General features: G+C 61.5%; 10 protein-coding genes and 2 rRNA genes. 5 read left to right on the top strand and 7 right to left on the bottom strand.

Annotated features, from left to right (window positions below; genetic code table 11):
• Window positions 1-98 precede the first annotated feature (98 nt).
• The 7 genes from HMPREF9465_RS08225 to smc form a co-directional block, all read right to left on the bottom strand.
• Window positions 99-2,982 (bottom strand): 23S ribosomal RNA (locus HMPREF9465_RS08225).
• Between the two features lie 272 nt (window positions 2,983-3,254).
• A 16S ribosomal RNA gene (locus tag HMPREF9465_RS08220) occupies window positions 3,255-4,789 on the bottom strand.
• Together the 16S and 23S rRNA genes form the textbook arrangement of a ribosomal RNA operon.
• A gap of 341 nt (window positions 4,790-5,130) precedes the next feature.
• Window positions 5,131-5,655, bottom strand: coding sequence for a peptide deformylase (gene def / locus HMPREF9465_RS08215; RefSeq protein WP_005435897.1), 525 nt, complete (start codon window positions 5,653-5,655; stop codon window positions 5,131-5,133).
• Window positions 5,652-6,416 carry an S-methyl-5'-thioinosine phosphorylase gene (locus HMPREF9465_RS08210; RefSeq protein WP_005435895.1) on the bottom strand — a complete coding sequence of 255 codons (765 nt, stop codon included), beginning with the start codon at window positions 6,414-6,416 and terminating at the stop codon, window positions 5,652-5,654. Before HMPREF9465_RS08210 ends, def begins: the two co-directional genes overlap by 4 nt.
• Window positions 6,417-6,614: 198 nt before the next feature.
• Window positions 6,615-8,930 carry an NAD-dependent DNA ligase LigA gene (gene ligA / locus HMPREF9465_RS08205; RefSeq protein ID WP_005435893.1) on the bottom strand — a complete coding sequence of 772 codons (2,316 nt, stop codon included), beginning with the start codon at window positions 8,928-8,930 and terminating at the stop codon, window positions 6,615-6,617.
• 98 nt (window positions 8,931-9,028) lie between these two features.
• Complete coding sequence (locus HMPREF9465_RS08200; RefSeq protein ID WP_005435892.1) at window positions 9,029-10,201, bottom strand: hypothetical protein; 1,173 nt, start codon at window positions 10,199-10,201, stop codon at window positions 9,029-9,031.
• Window positions 10,202-10,312: 111 nt separating this feature from the next.
• Entirely contained in the window at window positions 10,313-13,840 is a 3,528-nt protein-coding gene (gene smc, locus HMPREF9465_RS08195) for a chromosome segregation protein SMC (RefSeq protein WP_005435890.1), read from the bottom strand.
• Between the two features lie 275 nt (window positions 13,841-14,115).
• On the opposite strand from smc, the gene prmB reads away from it, so the two are divergent.
• From prmB to dcuC, 5 genes are all read left to right on the top strand, one after another.
• Window positions 14,116-15,042, top strand: coding sequence for a 50S ribosomal protein L3 N(5)-glutamine methyltransferase (gene prmB, locus HMPREF9465_RS08190; RefSeq protein WP_005435889.1), 927 nt, complete (start codon window positions 14,116-14,118; stop codon window positions 15,040-15,042).
• A gap of 9 nt (window positions 15,043-15,051) precedes the next feature.
• The gene (locus HMPREF9465_RS08185) at window positions 15,052-16,980 is read left to right on the top strand and encodes an ABC-F family ATP-binding cassette domain-containing protein (protein WP_005435888.1); all 1,929 of its coding nucleotides are present in this window, start codon (window positions 15,052-15,054) and stop codon (window positions 16,978-16,980) included.
• A gap of 234 nt (window positions 16,981-17,214) precedes the next feature.
• Entirely contained in the window at window positions 17,215-19,407 is a 2,193-nt protein-coding gene (speF, locus tag HMPREF9465_RS08180) for an ornithine decarboxylase SpeF (RefSeq protein ID WP_005435887.1), read from the top strand.
• Between the two features lie 236 nt (window positions 19,408-19,643).
• On the top strand, window positions 19,644-20,462 hold the full coding sequence (locus HMPREF9465_RS08175) for a MetQ/NlpA family ABC transporter substrate-binding protein (protein ID WP_005435886.1): 819 nt from the start codon (window positions 19,644-19,646) through the stop codon (window positions 20,460-20,462).
• A 309-nt stretch (window positions 20,463-20,771) separates the two neighbouring features.
• Window positions 20,772-22,154 (top strand): C4-dicarboxylate transporter DcuC, encoded by a 1,383-nt coding sequence (dcuC, locus tag HMPREF9465_RS08170; protein WP_005435885.1) that lies wholly within the window; start codon window positions 20,772-20,774, stop codon window positions 22,152-22,154.
• Window positions 22,155-22,161: the final 7 nt, after the last annotated feature.

The following is a 22,161-nucleotide window of genomic DNA, read 5'->3' as shown; positions in this document are numbered from 1 at the left end:
CAGCGAATTCTTCACTTGGTCAGAAACAAAGCTGAGCTGTGATTCATTGACTCAGAAATTCTCTTGACGACATTCAGTCAAAAAAGCTTCACGGTTATAGGATCAAGCTTCACGAGCAATTAGTAATGGTTAGCTGAGTGCCTCACAGCACTTACACACCCATCCTATCAACGTCCTGGTCTCGAACGACTCTTTAGGGAGGTCTAGCCTCCAGGAAGACTTATCTTCAGGCAAGTTTCCCGCTTAGATGCTTTCAGCGGTTATCTCTTCCCCACATAGCTACCCGGCGATGCCACTGGCGTGACAACCGGTACACCAGAGGTGAGTCCACTCCGGTCCTCTCGTACTAGGAGCAGCCCCCGTCAATCTTCCAGCGCCCACGGCAGATAGGGACAAAACTGTCTCACGACGTTTTAAACCCAGCTCACGTACCTCTTTAAATGGCGAACAGCCATACCCTTGGGACCGGCTACAGCCCCAGGATGAGATGAGCCGACATCGAGGTGCCAAACACCGCCGTCGATATGAACTCTTGGGCGGTATCAGCCTGTTATCCCCAGAGTACCTTTTATCCGTTGAGCGATGGCCCTTCCATACAGAGCCACCGGATCACTATGACCTACTTTCGTATCTGCTCGACTTGTGGGTCTCGCAGTCAAGCACGCTTTTGCCATTGCACTATCAGCACGATTTCCGACCGTACCTAGCGTACCTTCGCACTCCTCCGTTACCCTTTAGGAGGAGACCGCCCCAGTCAAACTGCCTACCATGCACGGTCCCCGGACAGGATGACTGTCCCAGGTTAGAACCTCAAACAAATCAGGGCGGTATTTCAAGGACGCCTCCGCCACAACTGGCGTTGTGGTTTCACAGGCTCCCGCCTATCCTACACAGATCGGTTCAAAGTCCAATGCAAAGCTACAGTAAAGGTTCATGGGGTCTTTCCGTCTAGCCGCGGGGAGATTGCATCATCACAAACACTTCAACTTCACTGAGTCTCAGGAGGAGACAGTGTGGCCATCGTTATGCCATTCGTGCAGGTCGGAACTTGCCCGACAAGGAATTTCGCTACCTTAGGACCGTTATAGTTACGGCCGCCGTTTACTGGGACTTCGATCAGGAGCTTGCACCCCATCAATTAATCTTCCAGCACCGGGCAGGCATCACACCCTATACGTCGACTTTCGTCTTTGCAGAGTGCTGTGTTTTTAATAAACAGTCGCAGCCACCGATTATCTGAGACCTCTTCGCGCTCGGGGTGTTTCTCCCTCCACGCTACAAAGGCACACCTTATCCCGAAGTTACGGTGTCAATTTGCCGAGTTCCTTCTCCTGAGTTCTCTCAAGCGCCTGAGCATATTCAGCTCGCCCACCAGTGTCGGTTTGCGGTACGGTCCCGCTGAACTGGAGCTTAGAGGCTTTTCCTGGAAGCACATCCAATCACTTCGCTCAAAAGAGAGCTCGATGCTTTGCCTCGGAGATTCGCTGACGGATTTGCCTGTCAGCCTCCTACGCTCGCAAACCGGGATATCCAACACCCGGATGATCTTCAATACTCCGTCCCCCCCTTCGCATTCAGCGGTGGTCAAGGAATATTAACCTTGTTCCCATCAGTTACGCTTCTCAGCCTCACCTTAGGGGCCGACTCACCCTGCTCCGATGAACGTAGAGCAGGAAACCTTGGGCTTACGGCGAGCGGGCTTTTCACCCGCTTTAACGTTACTCATGTCAGCATTCGCACTTCTGATACCTCCAGCAACCCTTACGAGTCACCTTCGCAGGCTTACAGAACGCTCCCCTACCACTCACACATAAGTGTGAATCCGCGGCTTCGGTTATTGACTTAGCCCCGTTACATCTTCCGCGCAGAAAGACTCGATCAGTGAGCTATTACGCTTTCTTTGAAGGATGGCTGCTTCTAAGCCAACTTCCTGACTGTCTTAGCCTTTCCACTTCGTTTTCCACTTAGTCAATATTAGGGACCTTAGCCGGCGGTCTGGGTTGTTTCCCTCTTGAGTCCGGACGTTAGCACCCGGTGCTCTGTCTCCCGTGCTCAAACTTCCAAGTATTCGGAGTTTGCCATGGTTTGGTAAGACGCCATGTCCCCCTAGCCATAACAGTGCTCTACCCCCTGGAGTCATACACGAGGCACTACCTCAATAGTTTTCGGGGAGAACCAGCTATCTCCAGATTTGTTTAGCCTTTCACCCCTATCCACAGCTCATCCGCTAATTTTGCAACACTAGTCGGTTCGGTCCTCCAGTGTGTGTTACCACACCTTCAACCTGGCCATGGATAGATCATCTGGTTTCGGGTCTACGCCTAACGACTGAACGCTCTGTTCGAACTCGCTTTCGCTGCGCCTCCCCTATACGGTTAAGCTCGCCATTAAACGTAAGTCGCTGACCCATTATGCAAAAGGTACGCAGTCACCCCTTAACGAGGCTCCTACTGTTTGTATGTATGCGGTTTCAGGATCTATTTCACTCCCCTCCCGGGGTTCTTTTAACCTTTCCTTCACAGTACTGGTACGCTATCGGTCGATCACGAGTATTTAGCCTTGGAGGATGGTCCCCCCATCTTCGAGCAGGATGTCACGTGTCCCGCTCTACTTATCGCACACTTAGTACCGCAGCTGCCTTTTCCAGTAAGGGGCTATCACCCTCTATGGCCGGACTTTCCAGACCGTTCCCGTAAGTTGGCTGCTATCGAGTGCTGGGCTGATCCGATTTCGCTCGCCGCTACTTTCGGAATCTCGGTTGATTTCTTTTCCTGAAGCTACTTAGATGTTTCAGTTCGCTTCGTTCGCCTCCCATCCCTATATATTCAGGATGGGATACCTGCAAAGCAGGTGAGTTCCCTCATTCGGACATCTGTGGATCAAAGCTTATTTGCCAGCTCCCCACAGCTTTTCGCAGGCTGTCACGTCCTTCATCGCCTGTGATCGCCAAGGCATCCACCACATACACTTAGTCGCTTGATCCTATAACCCTGAGGCCTTTTGCCCTCAAAGTCACAAGCAACCTATAACGTATACGCTGATTTCTCTGATTATGTCGGTTCTTGAGAACTTCAATGAATCAATGAATGCAATCACAACCCGTCTGTCAACATCCGCCGCCATCTCATCACGGCAGCTTCTTTTGACAGAACGCTTTGTTTCTTTCCAAATTTTTAAAGAGCAATCAAGTTTCAACGAAACTGATAAGTGTGAACACCGAGTCAACTTCAAGAGGATTTCTTGCATCTCTCTATAAAGGAGGTGATCCAGCCGCACCTTCCGGTACGGCTACCTTGTTACGACTTCACCCCAGTCATGAAGCCCACCGTGGACGCCGTCCTCCTTGCGGTTAAACAAACGTCTTCTGGTGAACCCCACTCCCATGGTGTGACGGGCGGTGTGTACAAGACCCGGGAACGTATTCACCGCGGCATGCTGATCCGCGATTACTAGCGATTCCGACTTCATGCAGTCGAGTTGCAGACTGCAATCCGGACTACGATCGGTTTTCTGGGATTTGCTCCACCTCGCGGCTTCGCTGCCCTCTGTTCCGACCATTGTATGACGTGTGAGGCCCTAGCCATAAGGGCCATGAGGACTTGACGTCATCCCCACCTTCCTCCGGTTTGTCACCGGCAGTCTCACTAGAGTGCTCTTGCGTAGCAACTAGTGACAAGGGTTGCGCTCGTTGCGGGACTTAACCCAACATCTCACGACACGAGCTGACGACAGCCATGCAGCACCTGTGTCCAGATTCCCTTGCGGGCACTCCCGAATCTCTTCAGGATTCCTGGCATGTCAAGGCTAGGTAAGGTTTTTCGCGTTGCATCGAATTAATCCACATCATCCACCGCTTGTGCGGGTCCCCGTCAATTCCTTTGAGTTTTAATCTTGCGACCGTACTCCCCAGGCGGTCTACTTCACGCGTTAGCTTCGTTACCAAGGTTAATAAACCCCAACAACCAGTAGACATCGTTTAGGGCGTGGACTACCAGGGTATCTAATCCTGTTTGCTCCCCACGCTTTCGTGCATGAGCGTCAGTCGCATCCCAGGGGGCTGCCTTCGCCATTGGTGTTCTTCCAAATATCTACGCATTTCACTGCTACACTTGGAATTCCACCCCCCTCTGATGAACTCTAGTCCTGCAGTCACAAATGCAATTCCCAGGTTGAGCCCGGGGATTTCACATCTGTCTTACAGAACCGCCTGCGCACGCTTTACGCCCAGTAATTCCGATTAACGCTTGCACCCTACGTATTACCGCGGCTGCTGGCACGTAGTTAGCCGGTGCTTATTCTTCAGGTACCGTCAGCAGACCATGGTATTAACACGGTCCTTTTCGTCCCTGACAAAAGCAGTTTACAACCCGAAGGCCTTCATCCTGCACGCGGCATGGCTGGATCAGGGTTGCCCCCATTGTCCAAAATTCCCCACTGCTGCCTCCCGTAGGAGTCTGGGCCGTGTCTCAGTCCCAGTGTGGCTGGTCGTCCTCTCAGACCAGCTACCGATCGTCGCCTTGGTGAGCCTTTACCTCACCAACTAGCTAATCGGGCATCGGCCGCTCCAATTGCGCGAGGTCTTGCGATCCCCCGCTTTCACCCTCAGGTCTCATGCGGTATTAGCCACCCTTTCGAGCAGTTATCCCCCACAACAGGACACGTTCCGATGTATTACTCACCCGTGCGCCACTCGCCACCCGGGAGCAAGCTCCCTGTGCTGCCGTTCGACTTGCATGTGTAAAGCATGCCGCCAGCGTTCAATCTGAGCCAGGATCAAACTCTTTAGTTCAATCTCTGTTTGTCGCTCTTCGCCGGAATTGAAAGAGAAGGAATTAACCTTCGTCTTTCGGCTTTTCCTTCAAAGCGCGAACTTCGTAAGTTTTTTTGAGTGCTTTTGAAAGTCACTCCTGAAACTGCCGATGTTCACACTTATCGGTTCGTTGAATTCTGATTTTTAAAGAACAGTGCTCTGAAGAGCACAGAATTGAGAGTTTATCAGCTCGTCAACTCTTTGTCAAATTTATTCGCTGATGACTTGGCGTCGTCAGCGAAGGATTGAAATTAAACACCTTTCCACAGGCTTTGTCAAGACTTGTCGTAAAAATACCGCAAACACGGTATCCCTCCGGCTCACGCCTTGAATTTTTCGGGAAAGAGAACCTCCGAATACCCGAAGGTCCGCCAGTCCGTTACGCGCATCGGATAGAGAATGCCGACCAGATGATCGGCCTCGTGCTGGACGACTCTGGCGTGCAGCCCGTCGACCGTTCGCTCGATCCTGTTGCCCTCAAGGTCAACCCCCTTGTATCGGACCGCAACCGGCCTCACAACCCTGCCGCGAAGCCCCGGCACCGAGAGGCAACCTTCCCAGGCGCTCATCGTCTCTTCGCCGACGGGTTCGACAACGGGATTGATGAGCACGGTTCTCGGAACCCTGCGTGCGCCCGAAGCCTCCTCGCTCTCCTTCGTACCGAAGCAGATGACCTGAAGCGAGACGCCCACCTGAGGTGCGGCAATGCCGATGCCGCCCTCGACGTCCATGGTGTCCCACATGTCGGCCACAAGCCTCCGGAGCTCGGGCGTACCGAACGCCTTCACAGGCATCGCCTTCTCAAGAAGCAGCTCCTCGCCCATCTTCAACACGGGACGGATCATTCGGCCCCTCCCTTCTGCGCGTCAGCACGCACGGTCTCCCTGACGATGTCGACGACGCCCCTGACGGCACGCGCAAGCGACGACTCAAGCGACGCGAAGTCGATCTCATCGGCACAGTCACCCATGCCTGCGGCATGGTTGACGGAAACACAGATGCCCGCATAAGGAAGATCAAGCTCCCTGGCAAGGGCACACTCGGGATAAAGCGTCATGCCGATCATGTCGGCTCCGTCCCTGCACATGCGCCTCACCTCGGCCGCCGTCTCCAGTCTCGGACCCTGAGTGCACGCATAGACGCCCGTAGTCCTCACGCCCACACCGAGCCTTTCCGCGGCCTCAACCAGTCTGGCGCTCAACGCCCTGTCGAACGGCCACGTCATGTCGACGTGCTTCATGCCGGCAGTCCCGAAGTCATCGTAATAAGTGACTTCACGGCCCCAGGTGTAGTCAAGCAGCTGATCGGGGACCGCAATGCGGCCGGGCCCCATGTCCGGCGCAACACCGCCCACGGTCCCGACGGCGATCACGCCCTCCACGCCCGCCTTCTGCAGCGCCCAGATGTTTGCACGGTAGGGCACCCTGTGCGGGGCGAACTCATGCTTCACGCCGTGACGACGCAGGAAGACGATCGACCTTCCGCCGAGGCGTCCGAAGACAAGCGGCGCGCTCGGAGCCCCCCAGGGCGTTGTAATCTCGATTTCCTCGCAGTCCTCAATGACGTCGTTGCCGGTAAAGCCGGATCCGCCGATCAATGCAAGCATCTCACTTTCCTCAAAATGATTTCTTTCTCTGGCAACCGCCGACAGCAGGCGATCTTCAATTCTAAAAGAGCCGGGAACCTGATACGTGTATAGTCCTCGCACATTCCCGCTCCGTAACAGGGCCTTCCACCGCATCATGACGAAGCGCAGTTGAAAAATTGAACAACCACGCTCCGTCAATGCCTCTGCGGATCAGGCTCAGAAAAGGGCGCCCTGCTGCGGGCCTTCGTCGTCCGTTTTCCCCACCTCCGTCCCTGCAGCCCGTTTTTCTTCAGGATTGGCAGGTGTGTCGGAAGCATCCTGAGTACTGACCGCCCCCTCGGCCGCCGCCTTCTCCTCTTCCTCAGCCTCAGGCGTCACAACAAGCTTTTCGCTTGAAACGCCGCCCTCGAGCATGGCAAGGAGAGTTTCCTCGTCGATCACCTTCACACCCAGTGTCTGCGCCTTCTCGAGCTTGGAACCCGCCTCCGCGCCCGCAACCACGAAGTCGGTCTTTTTGCTGACGGAACCCGACACCTTGGCGCCCGCCGCGATGAGACGGTCTTTTGCTTCGTCGCGCGTGAGCGTGGGCAACGTCCCCGTCAGCACGAAGGTTTTGCCCGCAACCTCGGAGGCCTCCGCTGCAGGCCTGGGCTCCACCACGGGCCAGACGACGCCGGAAGCAACGAGCGCCTCGATCACAGTTCGGTTGTGCGGCTCCTTCAGGAAGGCATGAATGCTCTCGGCGATGATCTCACCCACGTCATCAACCTTTGTGAGCGCCTCCACGTCGGCGGCCTCAAGATTGGCAAGCGTGCAGAAGTGCTGCGCAAGCGACAACGCGGTCGCCTCACCCACATGCCTGCATCCGAGCGCGAAAATGAAGCGGGCGAACGTCGTGTGCTTCGCCTTCCCGATGCTTTCAAGCAGGTTCGAAGCGGCCTTCGGCCCCATGCGCTTGACGGGCTTCTCAAGATCCTTCGTCGCCGTTGTCGGCGCGATGAGATCCTCAGGCTTGAGCGTGAAGATGTCGGCAGGACTCTTCACCAGCCCTTCGTCCACAAGCATGTTGACGATCTTCTCACCGAGCCCGTCGATGCCCATGGCCCTGCGGGAGGCAAAGTGAACGAGGGAGAGCTTCATCTGCGACGGACAGTACAGGCCGCCCGTGCATCGCGTGTCCTTCTCCTCCTCGTCGCGAATCGTGGCCGAGCCGCAGGCAGGGCAGACGGACGGCATTGCAAACGGCACGGTACCCTCGGGACGGCGCTCGTGCACGACGCGCACCACCTCGGGAATCACGTCGCCCGCCCTGCGGACCACGACCGTGTCGCCGGGGCGCAGATCAAGGCCCGCAATATGGTCCTCGTTGTGAAGAGTGGCGTTCGAGACGGTCACGCCGCCGACGAAAACGGGCTTCAAGCGCGCGACAGGCGTGAGCTTGCCCGTGCGCCCGACCTGAATGTCGATGGCTTCACAGACCGTCAGAGCCTCTTCGGGCGGGTACTTGTGGGCGCAGGCCCAGCGGGGCTCGCGAGCAATGAAGCCGAGCTCCCTCTGAAGCTCAAGACTGTCCACCTTGTAGACGACGCCGTCGATGTCGAAGGGCAGCGTGTGCCTGATCTCCGCCACCTCATCATGAAAGGCCGCGAGCGCTGTCGGCCCCTCGACCCTTCGGCGGACGTCCGCAACTGGGAACCCGAGCGACGCAAGTCTGTCGAGAACTTCCGTCTGCGTGGGCGCGAATTCGCCGCCCGAGACTTCACCCAGCGCATAGGCGTAAAAATGAAGCGTCCTGCGTGCGGTCACTGCAGGATCGAGCTGGCGCAGGGACCCCGCCGCCGCGTTTCTCGGATTGACGAAGGTCTTTTGCCCCTCCTCTGCCTGACGGCGGTTGAGCGCCTCGAAGTCGTCGCGATGCATGATCACCTCGCCGCGCACCTCCAGCACGTCGGGGAAGTCGCCCTCCAGACGAAGCGGGATCGTGCGGATCGTGCGCGCGTTCGCGGTCACGTCCTCCCCTGCACTGCCGTCGCCGCGAGTGGCGGCCTGTACGAGAACGCCCTTTTCATAACGAAGATTCGTTGCCAGACCGTCAAACTTGAGCTCGCAGTCGTACGCCACGGCAGGATCCTCATCCGCGAGCCCGAGTTCGCTGCGCACGCGGCGATCGAATGCCGCCGCACCCTCGCTCGAAAAGTCGGTCTCGGTGTGAATGGAGAGCATCGGCACGGCGTGCACGACCTTTGCAAGGTCGCTTCGAACGGCACCGCCCACGCGGGTCGTGGGCGAGGCAGGGCTCTTCCATTCAGGAAATCTGGCCTCAAGAGCCTTGAGCTCATTGAACGTGCGGTCGTATTCGGCGTCGGGAACGCTCGGATTGTCAAGCACGAAGTACTCGTAGTCCCAGGTCTCTACGCGCTTCTCGAGCTCGCGCATGCGGGCGGGGGCCCTGGAGAGCTCGATCGCCGCAGCCTTTGCGGCACCGTCGAAGTCGTCGTTCGCGAGGGTTTCAGTCTTTGTCGGTTCGGTCATGTCTTGCATTCCGAAGAAGCGAAGAAGAAAAGCCCGCCGCCGGGCGGCTTGCGTCCGAATGCGGCGGGCAGTGAATGATGCTTGATGCGGATCCTGCGTCAGGCGCTTCTCGAGAAGAGGAGCCTTGCGCGCTCGGAGCCGGGACGCACGCCGCTGGCGGCCATCTGCGCGTCCTGATGCTCGATCTCGTCCTGAAGGATCAGGCCGCCTGCAGCCTCGATGCGGTTGCCCGCGCCGTCGACCCAGACGCCGCCGAGATGGCAGGCGATGTGGTTTGCAAGCTGGAAGAAGCGCTTGAGGTCGCCGCGCGGCACGTTGGCAAGGGGGACGTCAAAGGAAAGGCGCAGTTGGGAGGAGTCGGCACCCGCCAGCGAGAGCGTCATCAGAGGCTCTCTGGAACCTTCGTCGATTCGAAGCTCCCAGCGGCCGCTCGCGCTGACGAAGCCCGCGCCCTCGGCAACCTTCGTCACCTCCTCGAGCGTCAGGCCCTCCTCACGCGGAGCGGGGACGATCGAAACCTCAATCAGCTTGTCGTAGTAGTGGATGAAGCGGGAGATCTGAACAGCCGTCGAGACCGCCGTCTTGATGTCGCAGGATGTGCGCACGTCAACGTCGTTCTGGGCGGCAGTCTGCTCGAGCACCTGCAGGAAGCTCGAGGCGGAAACGTCGTCAAGCACGGCGGCACGATTGGCGATCAGGATCGTCGCGACGATGTGAACGGCCTCCGCAGGCAGGCATTCGGACGGATAGTAGAGGCCGTCCTCAACGGACTTCGCCCAAAGCGACACGGGCAGCGGCAGCGAAAGCTGTCGGATCTGCGTGACAAGGGAGTCCATGGAGCCGAGCGGGAAGGTCTTGCCCTCATAGGGCGTCACGTCAAGCACCCACTGGATGCCGTGGTCGACGGGCGGCTTTTCGATGCCGGCAATGCGGCCTGCCTTTCGTCCGCCGCGGGCGGCCTCGCGCTCAAGGCGCGCCTTCTGCTCCTCGGCGAAACGCTCGTAGACGGGCGGCTTTTCAGACGGAAGGTCGTCCCCGGAGGCAGGCTGAACCGCCTCGTGCGGCTCGTCGTCCACCATGTCCTCGAGCTGAGGCTCGACGCGGGGCTCGGGCTTCTCTTCGGCGAGCACGTCCTTGCGAACGTCGCCTCCCGCCTGCAGGCGGGCCTTTCGGCTTGCGCGCATGCGGCGCTCCTCGCGCATCGAGCGCCAGAAGAAGAAGGCAATGACCACCAGGGCGGCCACGATAAGAATGATCTGAGTCTGACTCATTTGAATTATGTCCGGCTTTGTGGGCGCCCGACGCGGGCGCAACTTCTGTTGATTGTACGCACTTTTGACGGATTCGCCACGACGCGCGTGCGGGACGCGGAACCGCAGGCGTCAGTTCGCCATGCGGACCGCGTTCTCGATGTCGACGCTCACGACGCGGCTCACGCCGGGCTCCTTCATCGTCACGCCCACAAGCGCTCCCGCAAACTCCATCGTCACGCGATGATGCGTGATCATGAGGAACTGCGTCTCGCTCGACATGCGGCGGCACAGCCCAGCAAGCCTCGCCTGATTGGCTTCGTCAAGAGGCGCATCCACCTCGTCGAGCAGGCAGAAAGGCGCGGGATTGAGCCTGAAAATCGCAAAGACGAGCGCCGTGGCCGCGAGGGCCTGCTCGCCGCCCGAAAGCTGCTTCACGCCCGCGTTCTTCTTACCCGGCGGCTGAGCCTTCACCTCGACGCCCGCGTTGAGCACATCATCTCCCGACATGACGAGCGAGGCGACGCCGCCTCCGAAGAGCTCGGAGAACGTCTCGGCAAAGTGACCGTTCACCTCCTCGAACGTCTCCCTGAGACGTCCTCTGGTCTCCGCATCGATCTTTCTGATGGCGGCCTCCAGAGTTTCAATGCCCTTTTCAAGGTCCTCCACCTGTCTGGCCGTCGCCTCGAGCGTCCTTCTCACCGCCTCGAGGTGCTCGAGCGCGGCATGATTGACGGGACCCAATCCTGCAATCTCGCTGATGAGCCTCAGCACCTTGGCGCGAAGGCTCTGAGCCTTCTGCGGACGCTCCGCCGCGCGACGCGCAAGATCCGTCCTGTCGGCCTTGAGCTCATCGAGCCTCTCCTCAAACTGAGTCCGAAGGCTTTCCTTCATCTGCTGCTCGACTCTCTTGACGCCGAGCGCCTCCGTCATGGGCATGACGTCCGCCTGCGCGGCCTGCCAGCGGCCCTGAGCCTCGGTGAGCGCAAGTCTGGCCGCGGCCGTCGCGTCGCGACGTGCGGCATGCGCACGCTCCGCCTCTTCAAGCACCTTGAGGGCAGCGGCCGACGCCGCGTCGCCGAGCACCTTCGCGCTCTCCTCAAGGAGCCTGGAGGCCTCGACAAGACGCGCCTCCTCTCGGGCGATGTCGTTTCGAAGAGCCGCCTCGCTCTGTGCATAAAGACGGGCCGACTCCGAAAGCTGCCGCAGCTTCGCGCGTGCCAGCTCCGCCTTGTGCCTCACGGCCGCAAGCGCAGCCGTCTTCGTCTTGAAGCGCATGTCGGCTCGCGCAAGTTCGGACGTGAATCCTGCGGCAGCGCGCACGGCGCGTTCTGACGCCGCCTCCGCCTCGTCTGCCGCTACGCCCGCCTCTTCGGCAAGCGCTCTGGCCTCCTCGCCTTCGGCCTCAAGCTCCTCCCTGCTGCGACGCAGATCGGCAAGACGGGTCTCGTGGGCCGCCACCGCCGCCTCCGCCGCCTTGATCCTGAGCCTCAGGTCGGCCACCCCCGCCTCAGCAGCACGGGCGCCCTGAGCCGAAGTGCGTGCGGTCCGTTCAGCGGCCTCGGCCGCCGCTCCGGCCGCATTCCTGTCGTCATCAAGCTTGCCCAGCCTGTCCTCAAGCTCATGAAGGCGGTCCCTGAGTGCGGAGATCTCCTGCTGGCGAGAGAGCACGGACTGTCCCGGATCGCTCGCCGTCCAGACGACAAGGCTTCGGCTCGTGAGCCGGTCGCCCTTCGGAGTCACCAGCGTGACGCCTTCGGGAAGCCAGGCTCTCAAAGCCAGCCCCTCCGAAAGGCTCTTCACGCAGTAGACGTTCGCCGCAGCGTCCGCAAGAGCCGCCGTCGCGTCGGACGAACGGCACCTGACGTGCGAGGTGATGGGTTCCAGCCTGACGCCGTCGAGCTCGAGTGCAGGGCGGCCCTCCTGCGTCTCACCTCGTTCAACGAACGAGATGGCGGCGGGCGGCCGGCGGCTCTCGTAGCCCTGAGCCATGCCGAGCCGGCTCAAGAAGCGTGCTCCCAGCCTTGATCCGACAACGGCCTCGACGGCCGTCACCCATTCGGGGTCGGCCGAAAGCGCCTCGGACAGGCGCGGAAGACCGTCAAGCCCTTCGGCGGCCTCGAATTCGGCAAGCCGCCCCTTTGCCTGAGCCCCCGCCTCAACGGCCTCAAGGGCGTTGAGCTTCGCGGCCGTTTCCTTTTCCTGAGCAAGAGCCGCAAAATAAGCCTCGTTGGCGGCGTCTCTTCTGCGTCTCGCCTCTGCTGCCGCCTCAGCCGCCTCCTCTTCAAGTGCGCGCGCCTCCTCTGCGGCGGCCTGAGCCTCCTCGAAGTCGAGCTTCATCGCCTCGAGCCCCTCCTTGTCAGGTGCTTCGAGCGTTCCCTCGGAAGCTGCAAGCCTCAGAAGACGCTGTCTGAGATCCTCGGCACGGCGCTCGGCCGCCTCAAGCCGCGCAAGTGCAACACGTGCCTGAGCCTTCGCGTCGGACTCGGCTCTTCGAGCTTCGGCCGCGCGGGCATTGACGTCGTTCAGGGCGTCCTCGGCGGAGAGAACCTCCTCCTGTGCCGCAGCCTCCTCTTCGCCCGAGAGCGCAATCGTCTCCTCAAGCTCGTCAGTCTCGGATGCCTGGGCCTCTCTGGCGGAAACAGTCTCGGCAAGGCGCCTTTCCTTGGCCGCCTTTGCCTCTCGGGCTTCGGCTGCGGCTCTTTCCGCTCCGGCCCTGCGTTCGCGCTGCCGTCTTTCCTCGGCTTCGGCTTTGGTGAGCGCACGTTCGGCCTGCCTCAGTCCTGCAGCGGCCTCAAGCTCCTTCGCCTCAGCCTCGCGTGCCGCGGACTCGAGCGCGGGAAGCGACGCCGCCTCACGGGCGGCGTCGGCCTTTCTGGCCTCGATCTCGGCCTCGCCGCGCGCAATGTCGGCGGCAATCCCGTCGAGCGTTCTTTTCACGTCTTCATACTGGATCCAGTACCAGAGGGATTCGGCGGCGTTGCGCTCGTCCGTGAGCGCACGCCACTTCCCTGCGAGCTGCGCCTCGCCCTCAAGCCTTGCGGCCTCCTCTTCCTTGACGGCCTGCATGTCGCGCACGCGCTCGAGGTTGCCCCTCGTCTGACTGAGAAGCGACTCCGTCTCCCTGCGTCGCTCGCGGTAGAGCGAGACGCCCGCGGCCTCCTCTAGATAGACGCGCATCTCCTCGGGCTTGGCGCGGATGAAGTTCGAGATCATCCCCTGGGAGATGATGGCGTAGCTGCGAGGCCCGAGCCCCGTGCCGAGGAAGATCTCCTGCACGTCTCGGCGGCGCACCTGCTGATGATTGATGTAGTAGGCGGACTGACCTTCGGCCGTCACGACTCGCTTGACGCTGATTTCGCCGAATTCCGACCACGCCCCCTTGAGGCGTCCGTCGTCGTTCGTGAGGATGAGCTCCACACTCGCGCGCCCGAGGGCGTGGCGCGTGGTCGAGCCCGCGAAGATCAGCTCGCGCATCGAGGACGAGCCACGCAGTTCAGAGACGCGCGCCTCGCCGAGCACCCAGCGAACGGCGTCGATGATGTTCGACTTGCCGCAGCCGTTGGGTCCGACGATCCCGACGACGGGATGCTCGAGCTCGATGAGCGCCGGATCGGCAAAGCTCTTGAAGCCTGCGAGCTTGATCTGACGTAAGCGCAAGAAGGTCTCCTGAAAAGGTGCGGCCGGTTGATGGAAGGCCCGTTGCGCCGCAGACCGGCGGCGGAAACAGGCGTGTCTGCCTATTCTAAATGAGGGCAGCCCGCGGGACATCCCCCCGCACGGACGGCCGCCCCCGCCGACCTTATAATGTCGGGCATCGCCGCAGACGCGCCGCATCCGATCCTTCGGACCTGCGCATCGCCTGCGCGCCCTCCGTTTTCCGCGTTCCCGCGGGCGCCGCATTCGCCGCGTCCGCCCCTTTACTGGATACCGCCATGTACGAAATTGCTCCGCTGCTTGATGACCCCATTCACAATCTGAAGACCATCCGCGACGTCTTCCGCTGGGCGATCACGGAAATGGAAAACGCCGAGATCTCCTACGGCCACGGCTCTCCCGACAGTTGGGAGGAAGCCTCCTTCCTCATCTGCCGCGGCCTCAAGCTTCCATTCGACCACTTCGACATGTTCCTCGACGCCGCGCTCACGCACAACGAGCTCTCCCGACTCGTGCACCTCATCGACCGCCGCGTCCACGAAAAGGTTCCGACCGCCTACCTGCTGCGCGAGGCCTGGCTCACCGAGCACCGCTTCTACATCGACGAGCGTGCGCTGATTCCGCGCTCCTACATTGCCGAGCTTCTTGAAGAGGACCTCGCCCCCTGGGTCGAGGATCCGTATGAAGTGGGCAGCGTGCTCGATCTCTGCACGGGTTCGGGCTGCCTCGCGATTCTCGCCCAGGGCACCTTCCCGAACGCCGAAGTGACGGGCTCCGACCTCTCGCCCGACGCGCTCGAGGTCGCCAAAATCAACCGCCGCGACTACGGCATGGAGGAGACGCTCGAGCTCGTTCAGGGCGACCTCTTTGAAAACCTGCAGGGCCGCACGTTCGACATCATCATCTCCAACCCGCCCTACGTCACGCAGGCGAGCATGGACACGCTGCCCTCCGAATACCGTCACGAGCCCGCCATGGCGCTCGGCGCAGGCGACGACGGCATGGACGTCGTGCGCCGCATGCTTCCCGAAGCTGCCGCACATCTCAATGACGGCGGCATGATCATCGTCGAAGTGGGCGACGGCGCCGAAGCAGTCGAGGCGACCTTCCCCGGCCTCGAGATCATCTGGCTCGCCACCTCGGGCGGCGACGACCAGGTCTTCCTCGTCACGAAGGAAGCGCTCCTCAACTACTTCGAACAGTAATCCAGCGTCATGCTCCGACTTCTCAACCTTGCGCTCTCCCGCGGCACCCGCGTCCTCTACCGTCATGCGACGCTCACTGCGGCGCCCGGCGAGCGCATCGGCCTCGTCGGCCCCAACGGCTGCGGCAAGTCCACGCTCTTTGCAGCCGTGCTCGGCGACCTCTCTCCCGAAGACGGCGACATCGAGACGCCGCCCCGCGACAGGATCGCCCACGTGGCGCAGTCCTTCGTCGCCGACAACGTCCCCGCCGTCGACTTCGTTCTCGGGGGGCACGCTCCCCTGATCGCCGCCCGCGCGACACTCGCCGAAGCCGAAAAGGCAGGCGACGACATGCGTCTTGCTCAGGCCCACGCCAATCTTGCCGAGCTCAACGAAGGCGCGATCGTCGCACAGGCCCGTACCATCCTTGCGGGTCTCGGCTTCAGCCAGACCGACGTCGACCGCCCCGTCTACGACTTCTCGGGCGGTTGGCGAAACCGCATCGCGCTCGCACGCGCCCTGATGTGCCCCGCCGACCTGCTTCTCCTTGACGAGCCGACGAACCATCTCGACATCGACTCGCTCATCTGGCTCGAGAACTGGCTGCGCCGCGTCGAGGCGACCGTCGTCATCATCTCGCATGACCGCGAGTTTCTGGACCGCGCCGTCACGACGATCTGGTCCGTCGAGGACGACACCGTCTGCCGCTACGCAGGCAACTACTCCGCCTTCGAGTCCCAGCGCATCGAAAAGCTCAGGCTGCAGGATGCGGCCGCCAAGGCCTACGAGCGCGAGGCGTCCCATCTCTCGAGCTTCATCGAGCGCTTCCGCGCCAAGGCGACGAAGGCCCGTCAGGCCCAGTCCCGCATCAAGATGCTCGAAAAGCTCAAGGCCGTCGAGCCTGTGCGCGCCAAGCGCGAGTGGCGCTTCGAATTTCCGAAGCCCGTGCGCCTGCCCGAGCATCTCGTCGACACGGAGAACCTGCGCCTCGGCTATGACGAGCGCGTCGTGATCGACCGCGTCACGCTCTCGATCCGCTCGGGCGAGCGCATCGGCATCCTCGGCGTCAACGGCGCAGGCAAGTCCACGCTCGTCAAGGGCATCGTCGGAGACCTTGCTCCGATGGCGGGCGAACTTCGTCGCGGCCAGGGTCTCGAGATCGGCTATTTCGCTCAGCATCAGCTCGATCAGCTGCGTCCCGACGAAAGTCCGCTCGAGCACATGCGCCGCATGGCGCCCGACGTGCGCGAGCAGGACCTTCGCGACTACCTCGGCATCTACCGCTTCTCGGGCGACTTTGCGTCCGCCCCCGTCGGCCCGATGTCGGGCGGCGAGAAGGCCCGCCTTGCGCTCGCACTCCTCGCCTGGCGCAAGCCCAACCTTCTGGTGCTCGACGAACCGACGAACCACCTCGACATGGAGACGCGCGAGGCCCTGACCATGGCGCTCTCCACCTATGAGGGCGCAGTGCTGATCGTCTCGCATGACCGCCATCTTCTGCGTGCCACGACCGAGCGCCTCATCCTCGTGCACGACGGGGCCGTCCAGCCCTATGACGGCGACCTTGACGACTACGCCCAGCTCGTGCTTGAACACCGCCGCACCACGGTCGCAGCCGAAAAGGCGGCGAATCAGGCCGAAAGGCTTGAGTCCAGCGAGCGCGAGCCCTCCCAGAACCGCAAGGAGGCCCGCCGTGCCGAGGCTCAGGAGCGCCAGCGCATCGCCGCCCTGCGCAAGCCCCTGCAGAAGGAGCTTGCCAAGGTCGAAAAGGAACTCGCGCAGAAGAACGAGGAGCTCAGGAAGCTCTCCGATCGCCTTGCCGACGGCGACTTCTACACCTCGACTGATCCCGACGAAGTGGCCCGCGTGCTTCGCGAACACGGCGAGCTCAAGCCCGTCGTCGAGGAGCTCGAAATGCGCTGGCTCGAACTCTCCGAGGAAATCGAGGCCGTCTGCTGACGTCCTCCGAGCCGCACCTTTTCTGCAAGGCCGTCCCGCAAATGGGCGGCCTTTCTTCATTCGGCCCCGACCGACCGATGCGAAAGGCATGCGCATCGGCTCCCTCACGCGTCCCGCGCCCTCTTTTGCTGATATGATTCACGCAAATCGGAAAGCCCCGGCGGCCCTCAGGGGCCGTCACGACCAAGGGGCCTTCCTCCCGACAACGCCCTTTCCGCCCGTACGGAGTCCCACATGCGCAGATACAACATTGCAGCGACGCCCGGCACGCTGCACGCCTTCAAGTCCAAACGCGTCGTCGTCGACCTCAACAAGGCCGACCTCACGAGCGTCTCGGCCGTCGTGATGACGGCCGACGAGGCGCTCTCGGGCCAGCTCGAACGCGTCGAGGCGACGGCGTTCGGCATTCCCGTCATTCTGCTCAACAACGGCGCCAAGCTCCCGACCGAGCTCTTCGGCAAGGTCGTCTCCGTCATCAACTCCCAGCCCGACAACGTCGGCCTCTACGGTCGCCTGATCGACGCCGCCGCCCAGAAGTACGAGGATCAGATTCTTCCGCCCTTCTTCGGCAAGATGGAGTCCTACGTCCGCAACGGCAACGTGCACTTCGACTGTCCGGGTCACCAGGGCGGCGCCCTCTTCCGCCGTCATCCGGCAGGCCGTCAGTTCGCCGACTTCTTCGGCGAAAACGTCTTCCGCTCCGACCTCTGCAACGCAGACGTCGCGATGGGCGACCTTCTCATCCACGAAGGCGTGCCCCGCGCCGCCCAGATGGCGGCCGCCAAGATCTACAACGCCGACAAGACGTACTTCGTCCTCAACGGCACCTCCGCCTCCAACAAGGTCGTGCTCAACGCGCTGCTCACGCCGGGCGATCTGGTGCTCTTCGACCGCAACAACCACAAGTCGAACCATCACGGCGCGCTCATTCAGGCGGGCGCGACGCCCGTCTACCTCGAGACCGCCCGCAACAGCTATGGGTTCATCGGCGGCATCGACGACCACTGCTTCGACGAGAAGTACCTGCGCGAGCTCATCCGCGAGGTTGCGCCCGAGCGCGCCGATGAAAAGCGCCCGTTCCGCCTCGCAGTCATCCAGCTCGGCACCTACGACGGCACGATCTACAACGCCCGTCAGGTTGTCGACCGCATCGGCCGCCTGTGCGACTACATCCTCTTCGACTCCGCCTGGGTCGGCTACGAACAGTTCATCCCGATGATGAAGGACTGCTCGCCGCTCCTGCTCGACCTCGGTCCCGAGGATCCCGGCATCTTCGTGACGCAGTCCGTCCACAAGCAACAGGCCGGCTTCTCGCAGACCTCCCAGATCCACAAGAAGGACCTTCACATCAAGGGCCAGAAGCGCTACTGCACCCACAAGCGCCTCAACAACGCCTTCATGATGCACGCGTCCACCTCGCCCTTCTATCCGCTCTTCGCCGCGCTCGACGTCAACGCGAAGATGCACGAGGGCGAATCCGGCCGCCGCCTCTGGGCCGACTGCGTGCGCGTCGCGATCGATGCGCGCAAGGAAATGCTCGCCTGCTGCCACTACATCAAGCCCTTCATTCCGCCCACGGTCGACGGCAAGGCCTGGGACAGCTACCCGACGGAGCAGATCGCGACCGACATCCGGTTCTTCGCCTTCAATCCCAAGGACAAGTGGCACCACTTCGAAGGCTATGCACCGCAGCAGTACTTCGTCGACCCGTGCAAATTCCTGCTCACCACGCCGGGCATCAACGCCACGACGGGTGAGTACTCCGACTTCGGCATTCCCGCCTCCATTCTCGCGAGCTTCCTTCGCGAGAACGGCGTCGTCCCCGAAAAGAGCGACCTCAACTCGATCCTCTTCCTGATGACGCCCGCCGAGGACCATGCCAAGATGGCGCACCTCATCACGCAGATCGCCCGCTTCGAGAGCTTCGTCGACGATGACGCGCCGCTCTCCGAAGTGCTCCCCGAGCTCTACAACGCCCACAAGGAGCGCTACAAGGGCTACACGATCCGCGAGCTCTGCCAGGAGATGCATGACTTCTACAAGTCCGTCAACGTCAAGGACCTCCAGAAGGCGATGTTCCGCAAGGAGTACTTTCCCTGGCGTGTGCTCAACGCTCAGGAGGCCAACTACGAGTTCATCCGCGACAACGTCGAGCTCGTGCGCCTGAGCGAGGCCGAGGGTCGAGTGGGCGTCGAAGGCGCGCTTCCCTACCCGCCGGGCGTCCTCTGCCTGGTGCCGGGCGAAGTCTGGGGCGGCGCCGTGCTGCAGTACTTCCTCGCCCTTGAGCAGGGCATCAACCTCTTCCCGGGCTTTGCACCCGAGCTGCAGGGCGTCTACATCGAGGAGGACGAGGACGGCCGTCAGGTCGCCTGGGCCAACGTGCTCACGCACGAGCGCGAGACCGAACTCCTCGGCAAAGCCCTCTGACCTCGATTCCGTCGGGAAACGGCCCGGAAGCCGCAAGGCCTCCGGGCCGTTTTTGTCTCCGGTCCCGCAGGCTAAGCACATTCTCCTAGAGACGATTACCTATCAGGCGTTTTCAGTGAAGAAAACTTGAGGTATTACCTTTCACGGATGCACGGCATCCCGCAAAATGAATCCATCGGACGGCCGCATACGCATTCGATTTCCCATACCAACAGGCCGCCCCCAAGGAGTTCATCATGCAAAAGCGCACCTTCATCAAGTCTCTCGCCGCCGTCACGGCGCTCAGCGCCATAGTTCTTCTCACGGGCTGCGACGAGGAAAAGGCGGTGGCTGAAAAGCCCTTCCGCGTGGGCGTGACCGCTGGTCCGCACGCCGCCATCGTCACCGAAGCCGCAAAGGTCGCGGCGAAGAACGGCCTCAAGGTCGAGGTGGTCGAGTTCACCGACTACGTGACGCCCGACACGGCCCTCAACGACGGCGCGCTTGACGCCGCGGTCTACCAGCACGAGCCCTTCCTTCTCAACTTCAACAAGCAGAAGGGCACGAAGCTCGCCAACGTGGGCAACGCCGTGGTGCAGCCGATGGGCTTCTACTCCAACAAGGTGAAGTCCATTGCCGACATTCCCGAAGGGGCGGTCATCTCCGTACCGAACGATCCGACGAACTGCGGACGCGGTCTTCTCCTCCTGCAGGCCGCGGGCCTCATCAAGCTTCCCGAAGGCATGGGCAGCGAGGCCTCTCTCGCCGACATCGTCGAGAACAAGCGCAACCTGAAGATCAGGGAGCTCGAGGCCGCCCAGCTGCCCCGTAGCCTCGATGATGCGCTCGTCGCCGTCATTCCGATGAACTACGTCATCAGCGCGGGCCTCTCCCCGCAGAAGCAGGGCTTCTACTTCGAGTCCCTCGAGGCGCCGTTCGCGCTCATCATCATCGCCGCGCATCAGGACCGCAGGAACGACAAGAGCGTTCAGGACTTCGTCAAGTACTACCGCTCGCCCGAAGTCAAGGCCTTCGTCGAAAAGACCTTCAACGGCACGATCAAGCCGAGCTGGTAATCACCGCCTTCTGCGCATGACCTCCCTCAGGGCCCGCACGGACTGCCTTCCGTCGGGCCCTAGGCGTTTTCCATGACCTCCTCTGTTGAACGGGCATGTGAACTGCTACCATAACGGCGCGCGCCCGCCACTCGCAGTAGCGGATGGACGGGACGCCGTCAGGATGGCGCCATGAATTTCACCTCACTTCTCCAAGGACGGCAGGCCTGACGCGGCCGGCCTGCGTCCTCCCGGGGCTTTCGCCCTCCGGACTCCCGTCGGCACGATCATTCCAACAACACATCCAACCGACAAGGGAGACCGAAAAAAATGCTCGGCATCCTCATTACCGTCGCAGTCATCGCCGTCGTGGCGTACTGCGTGCTCAAGAACTACTACCCGCCCATCGTCCTTCTTCTCGCAGGCCTGCTCATGCTCGTGTGCGCCTGGCTCATGGGCGTCGATCCCGTCGACGCGAAGAAGAGCACGAACTTCGTGGGCTTCGACTTCGTCCAGGCCTTCACGAACCAGATGAAGGGCCGCCTTCCCGGCCTCGGCCTCAACATCATGCTCATTGCGGGCTTCTCCTTCTACATGGACCGCATCGGCGCCTCCAAGGCGCTCGTGAAGCTCTGCGTCAAGCCGCTTTCCGCCGTCCGCTCCCCGTACGTGCTGCTCGCCATCACCTACGTGGTGGGCCAGTTCATGGCGCTCTTCATCAACTCCGCCGTGGGCCTCGGTCTTCTTCTGATGGCCAGCGTCTATCCGCTCCTCGTCGCGCTCGGCGTCTCCCGCGCCTCGGCCGCCGCCGTGATCGGCTCGACCTGCTGCCTTGACCTCGGTCCCTCGTCCTCGAACGCCATGCGTGCCGCCGACCTGATGTCGACCGACGTCGTCACCTACTTCGTCCAGAGCCAGATTCCCGTTGCCGTCTGCGTGATCGCCACGCTCGCCATCGGCCACTTCTTTGTCCAGCGCTGGTTCGACCAGCGCGACGCTGCCCGCGGCGTCGCCGACGGCGCTCCCGTCAAGGCCGACCAGAAGGACCTCGAGAAGGCCTTCGAAGGCGCGGGCCCCGTGCACTACGCGCTTCTGCCGATGCTCCCGCTCGTTCTCCTCATCGTCTTCTCGCCGATGGTCTACGACGGCATCAAGCTTTCCCTGCAGACCGGCATTCTGGTCTCCATCCTGATCGCCTTCTTCGTCGACCTGATCACGCACTTCGACTTCAAGGAATGCTGCAAGCGCACGAGCGCCGTCTTTGAAGGCATGGGCAAGGTCTTCACCTCCACCGTGGCCCTCATCTGCTGCGCCGAACTCTTCGCGCTCGGCATGAACAAGATGGGCGGCATCACCACGATGATTCAGGCCGCAGCTGCCATGGAAAGCGCCGGCGTCTGGGGGATGCTCTTCATCATGCTCGGCATCATGGTCGTCGCCACGATCGTGACGGGCTCTGGCAACGCCGCCTTCTTCGCCTTCTCGCCGTTGCTTCCCGAAGCCGCCGCCAGCGTGGGCATCAACACCGCCGTGCTCGTCGTGCCCGTCCAGCTCTCCGCCGGCATCGCCCGCACGATGTGCCCGATCGCAGGCGTGATCATCGCCGTCGCCGGCATTGCGGGCCTCACGCCCTTCGAAATCATCAGGCGCACGATTCCGGTCATGCTTCTCGCGCTGATCGTCAACGTCGCCGCCTCCGCCGTCTTCCTCTAACCACGGA

The sequence above is a fragment of the Sutterella wadsworthensis 2_1_59BFAA genome, from assembly GCF_000297775.1.
Classification (GTDB): domain Bacteria; phylum Pseudomonadota; class Gammaproteobacteria; order Burkholderiales; family Burkholderiaceae_F; genus Sutterella; species Sutterella wadsworthensis_A.
Note: the sequence above shows the minus strand (reverse complement) of the source record. Positions and strands in the feature narration are given on the sequence as shown.

What these genes read in the sequence shown, in the direction of transcription:
- def (WP_005435897.1), bottom strand. Translation starts at nt 5,655, where the DNA reads ATGATCCGTCCCGTGTTGAAGATGGGCGAGGAGCTGCTTCTTGAGAAG.
- HMPREF9465_RS08175 (WP_005435886.1), top strand. Translation starts at nt 19,644, where the DNA reads ATGCAAAAGCGCACCTTCATCAAGTCTCTCGCCGCCGTCACGGCGCTC.
- ligA (WP_005435893.1), bottom strand. Translation starts at nt 8,930, where the DNA reads ATGACCGAACCGACAAAGACTGAAACCCTCGCGAACGACGACTTCGAC.
- dcuC (WP_005435885.1), top strand. Translation starts at nt 20,772, where the DNA reads ATGCTCGGCATCCTCATTACCGTCGCAGTCATCGCCGTCGTGGCGTAC.
- HMPREF9465_RS08200 (WP_005435892.1), bottom strand. Translation starts at nt 10,201, where the DNA reads ATGAGTCAGACTCAGATCATTCTTATCGTGGCCGCCCTGGTGGTCATT.
- prmB (WP_005435889.1), top strand. Translation starts at nt 14,116, where the DNA reads ATGTACGAAATTGCTCCGCTGCTTGATGACCCCATTCACAATCTGAAG.
- speF (WP_005435887.1), top strand. Translation starts at nt 17,215, where the DNA reads ATGCGCAGATACAACATTGCAGCGACGCCCGGCACGCTGCACGCCTTC.
- HMPREF9465_RS08185 (WP_005435888.1), top strand. Translation starts at nt 15,052, where the DNA reads ATGCTCCGACTTCTCAACCTTGCGCTCTCCCGCGGCACCCGCGTCCTC.
- HMPREF9465_RS08210 (WP_005435895.1), bottom strand. Translation starts at nt 6,416, where the DNA reads ATGCTTGCATTGATCGGCGGATCCGGCTTTACCGGCAACGACGTCATT.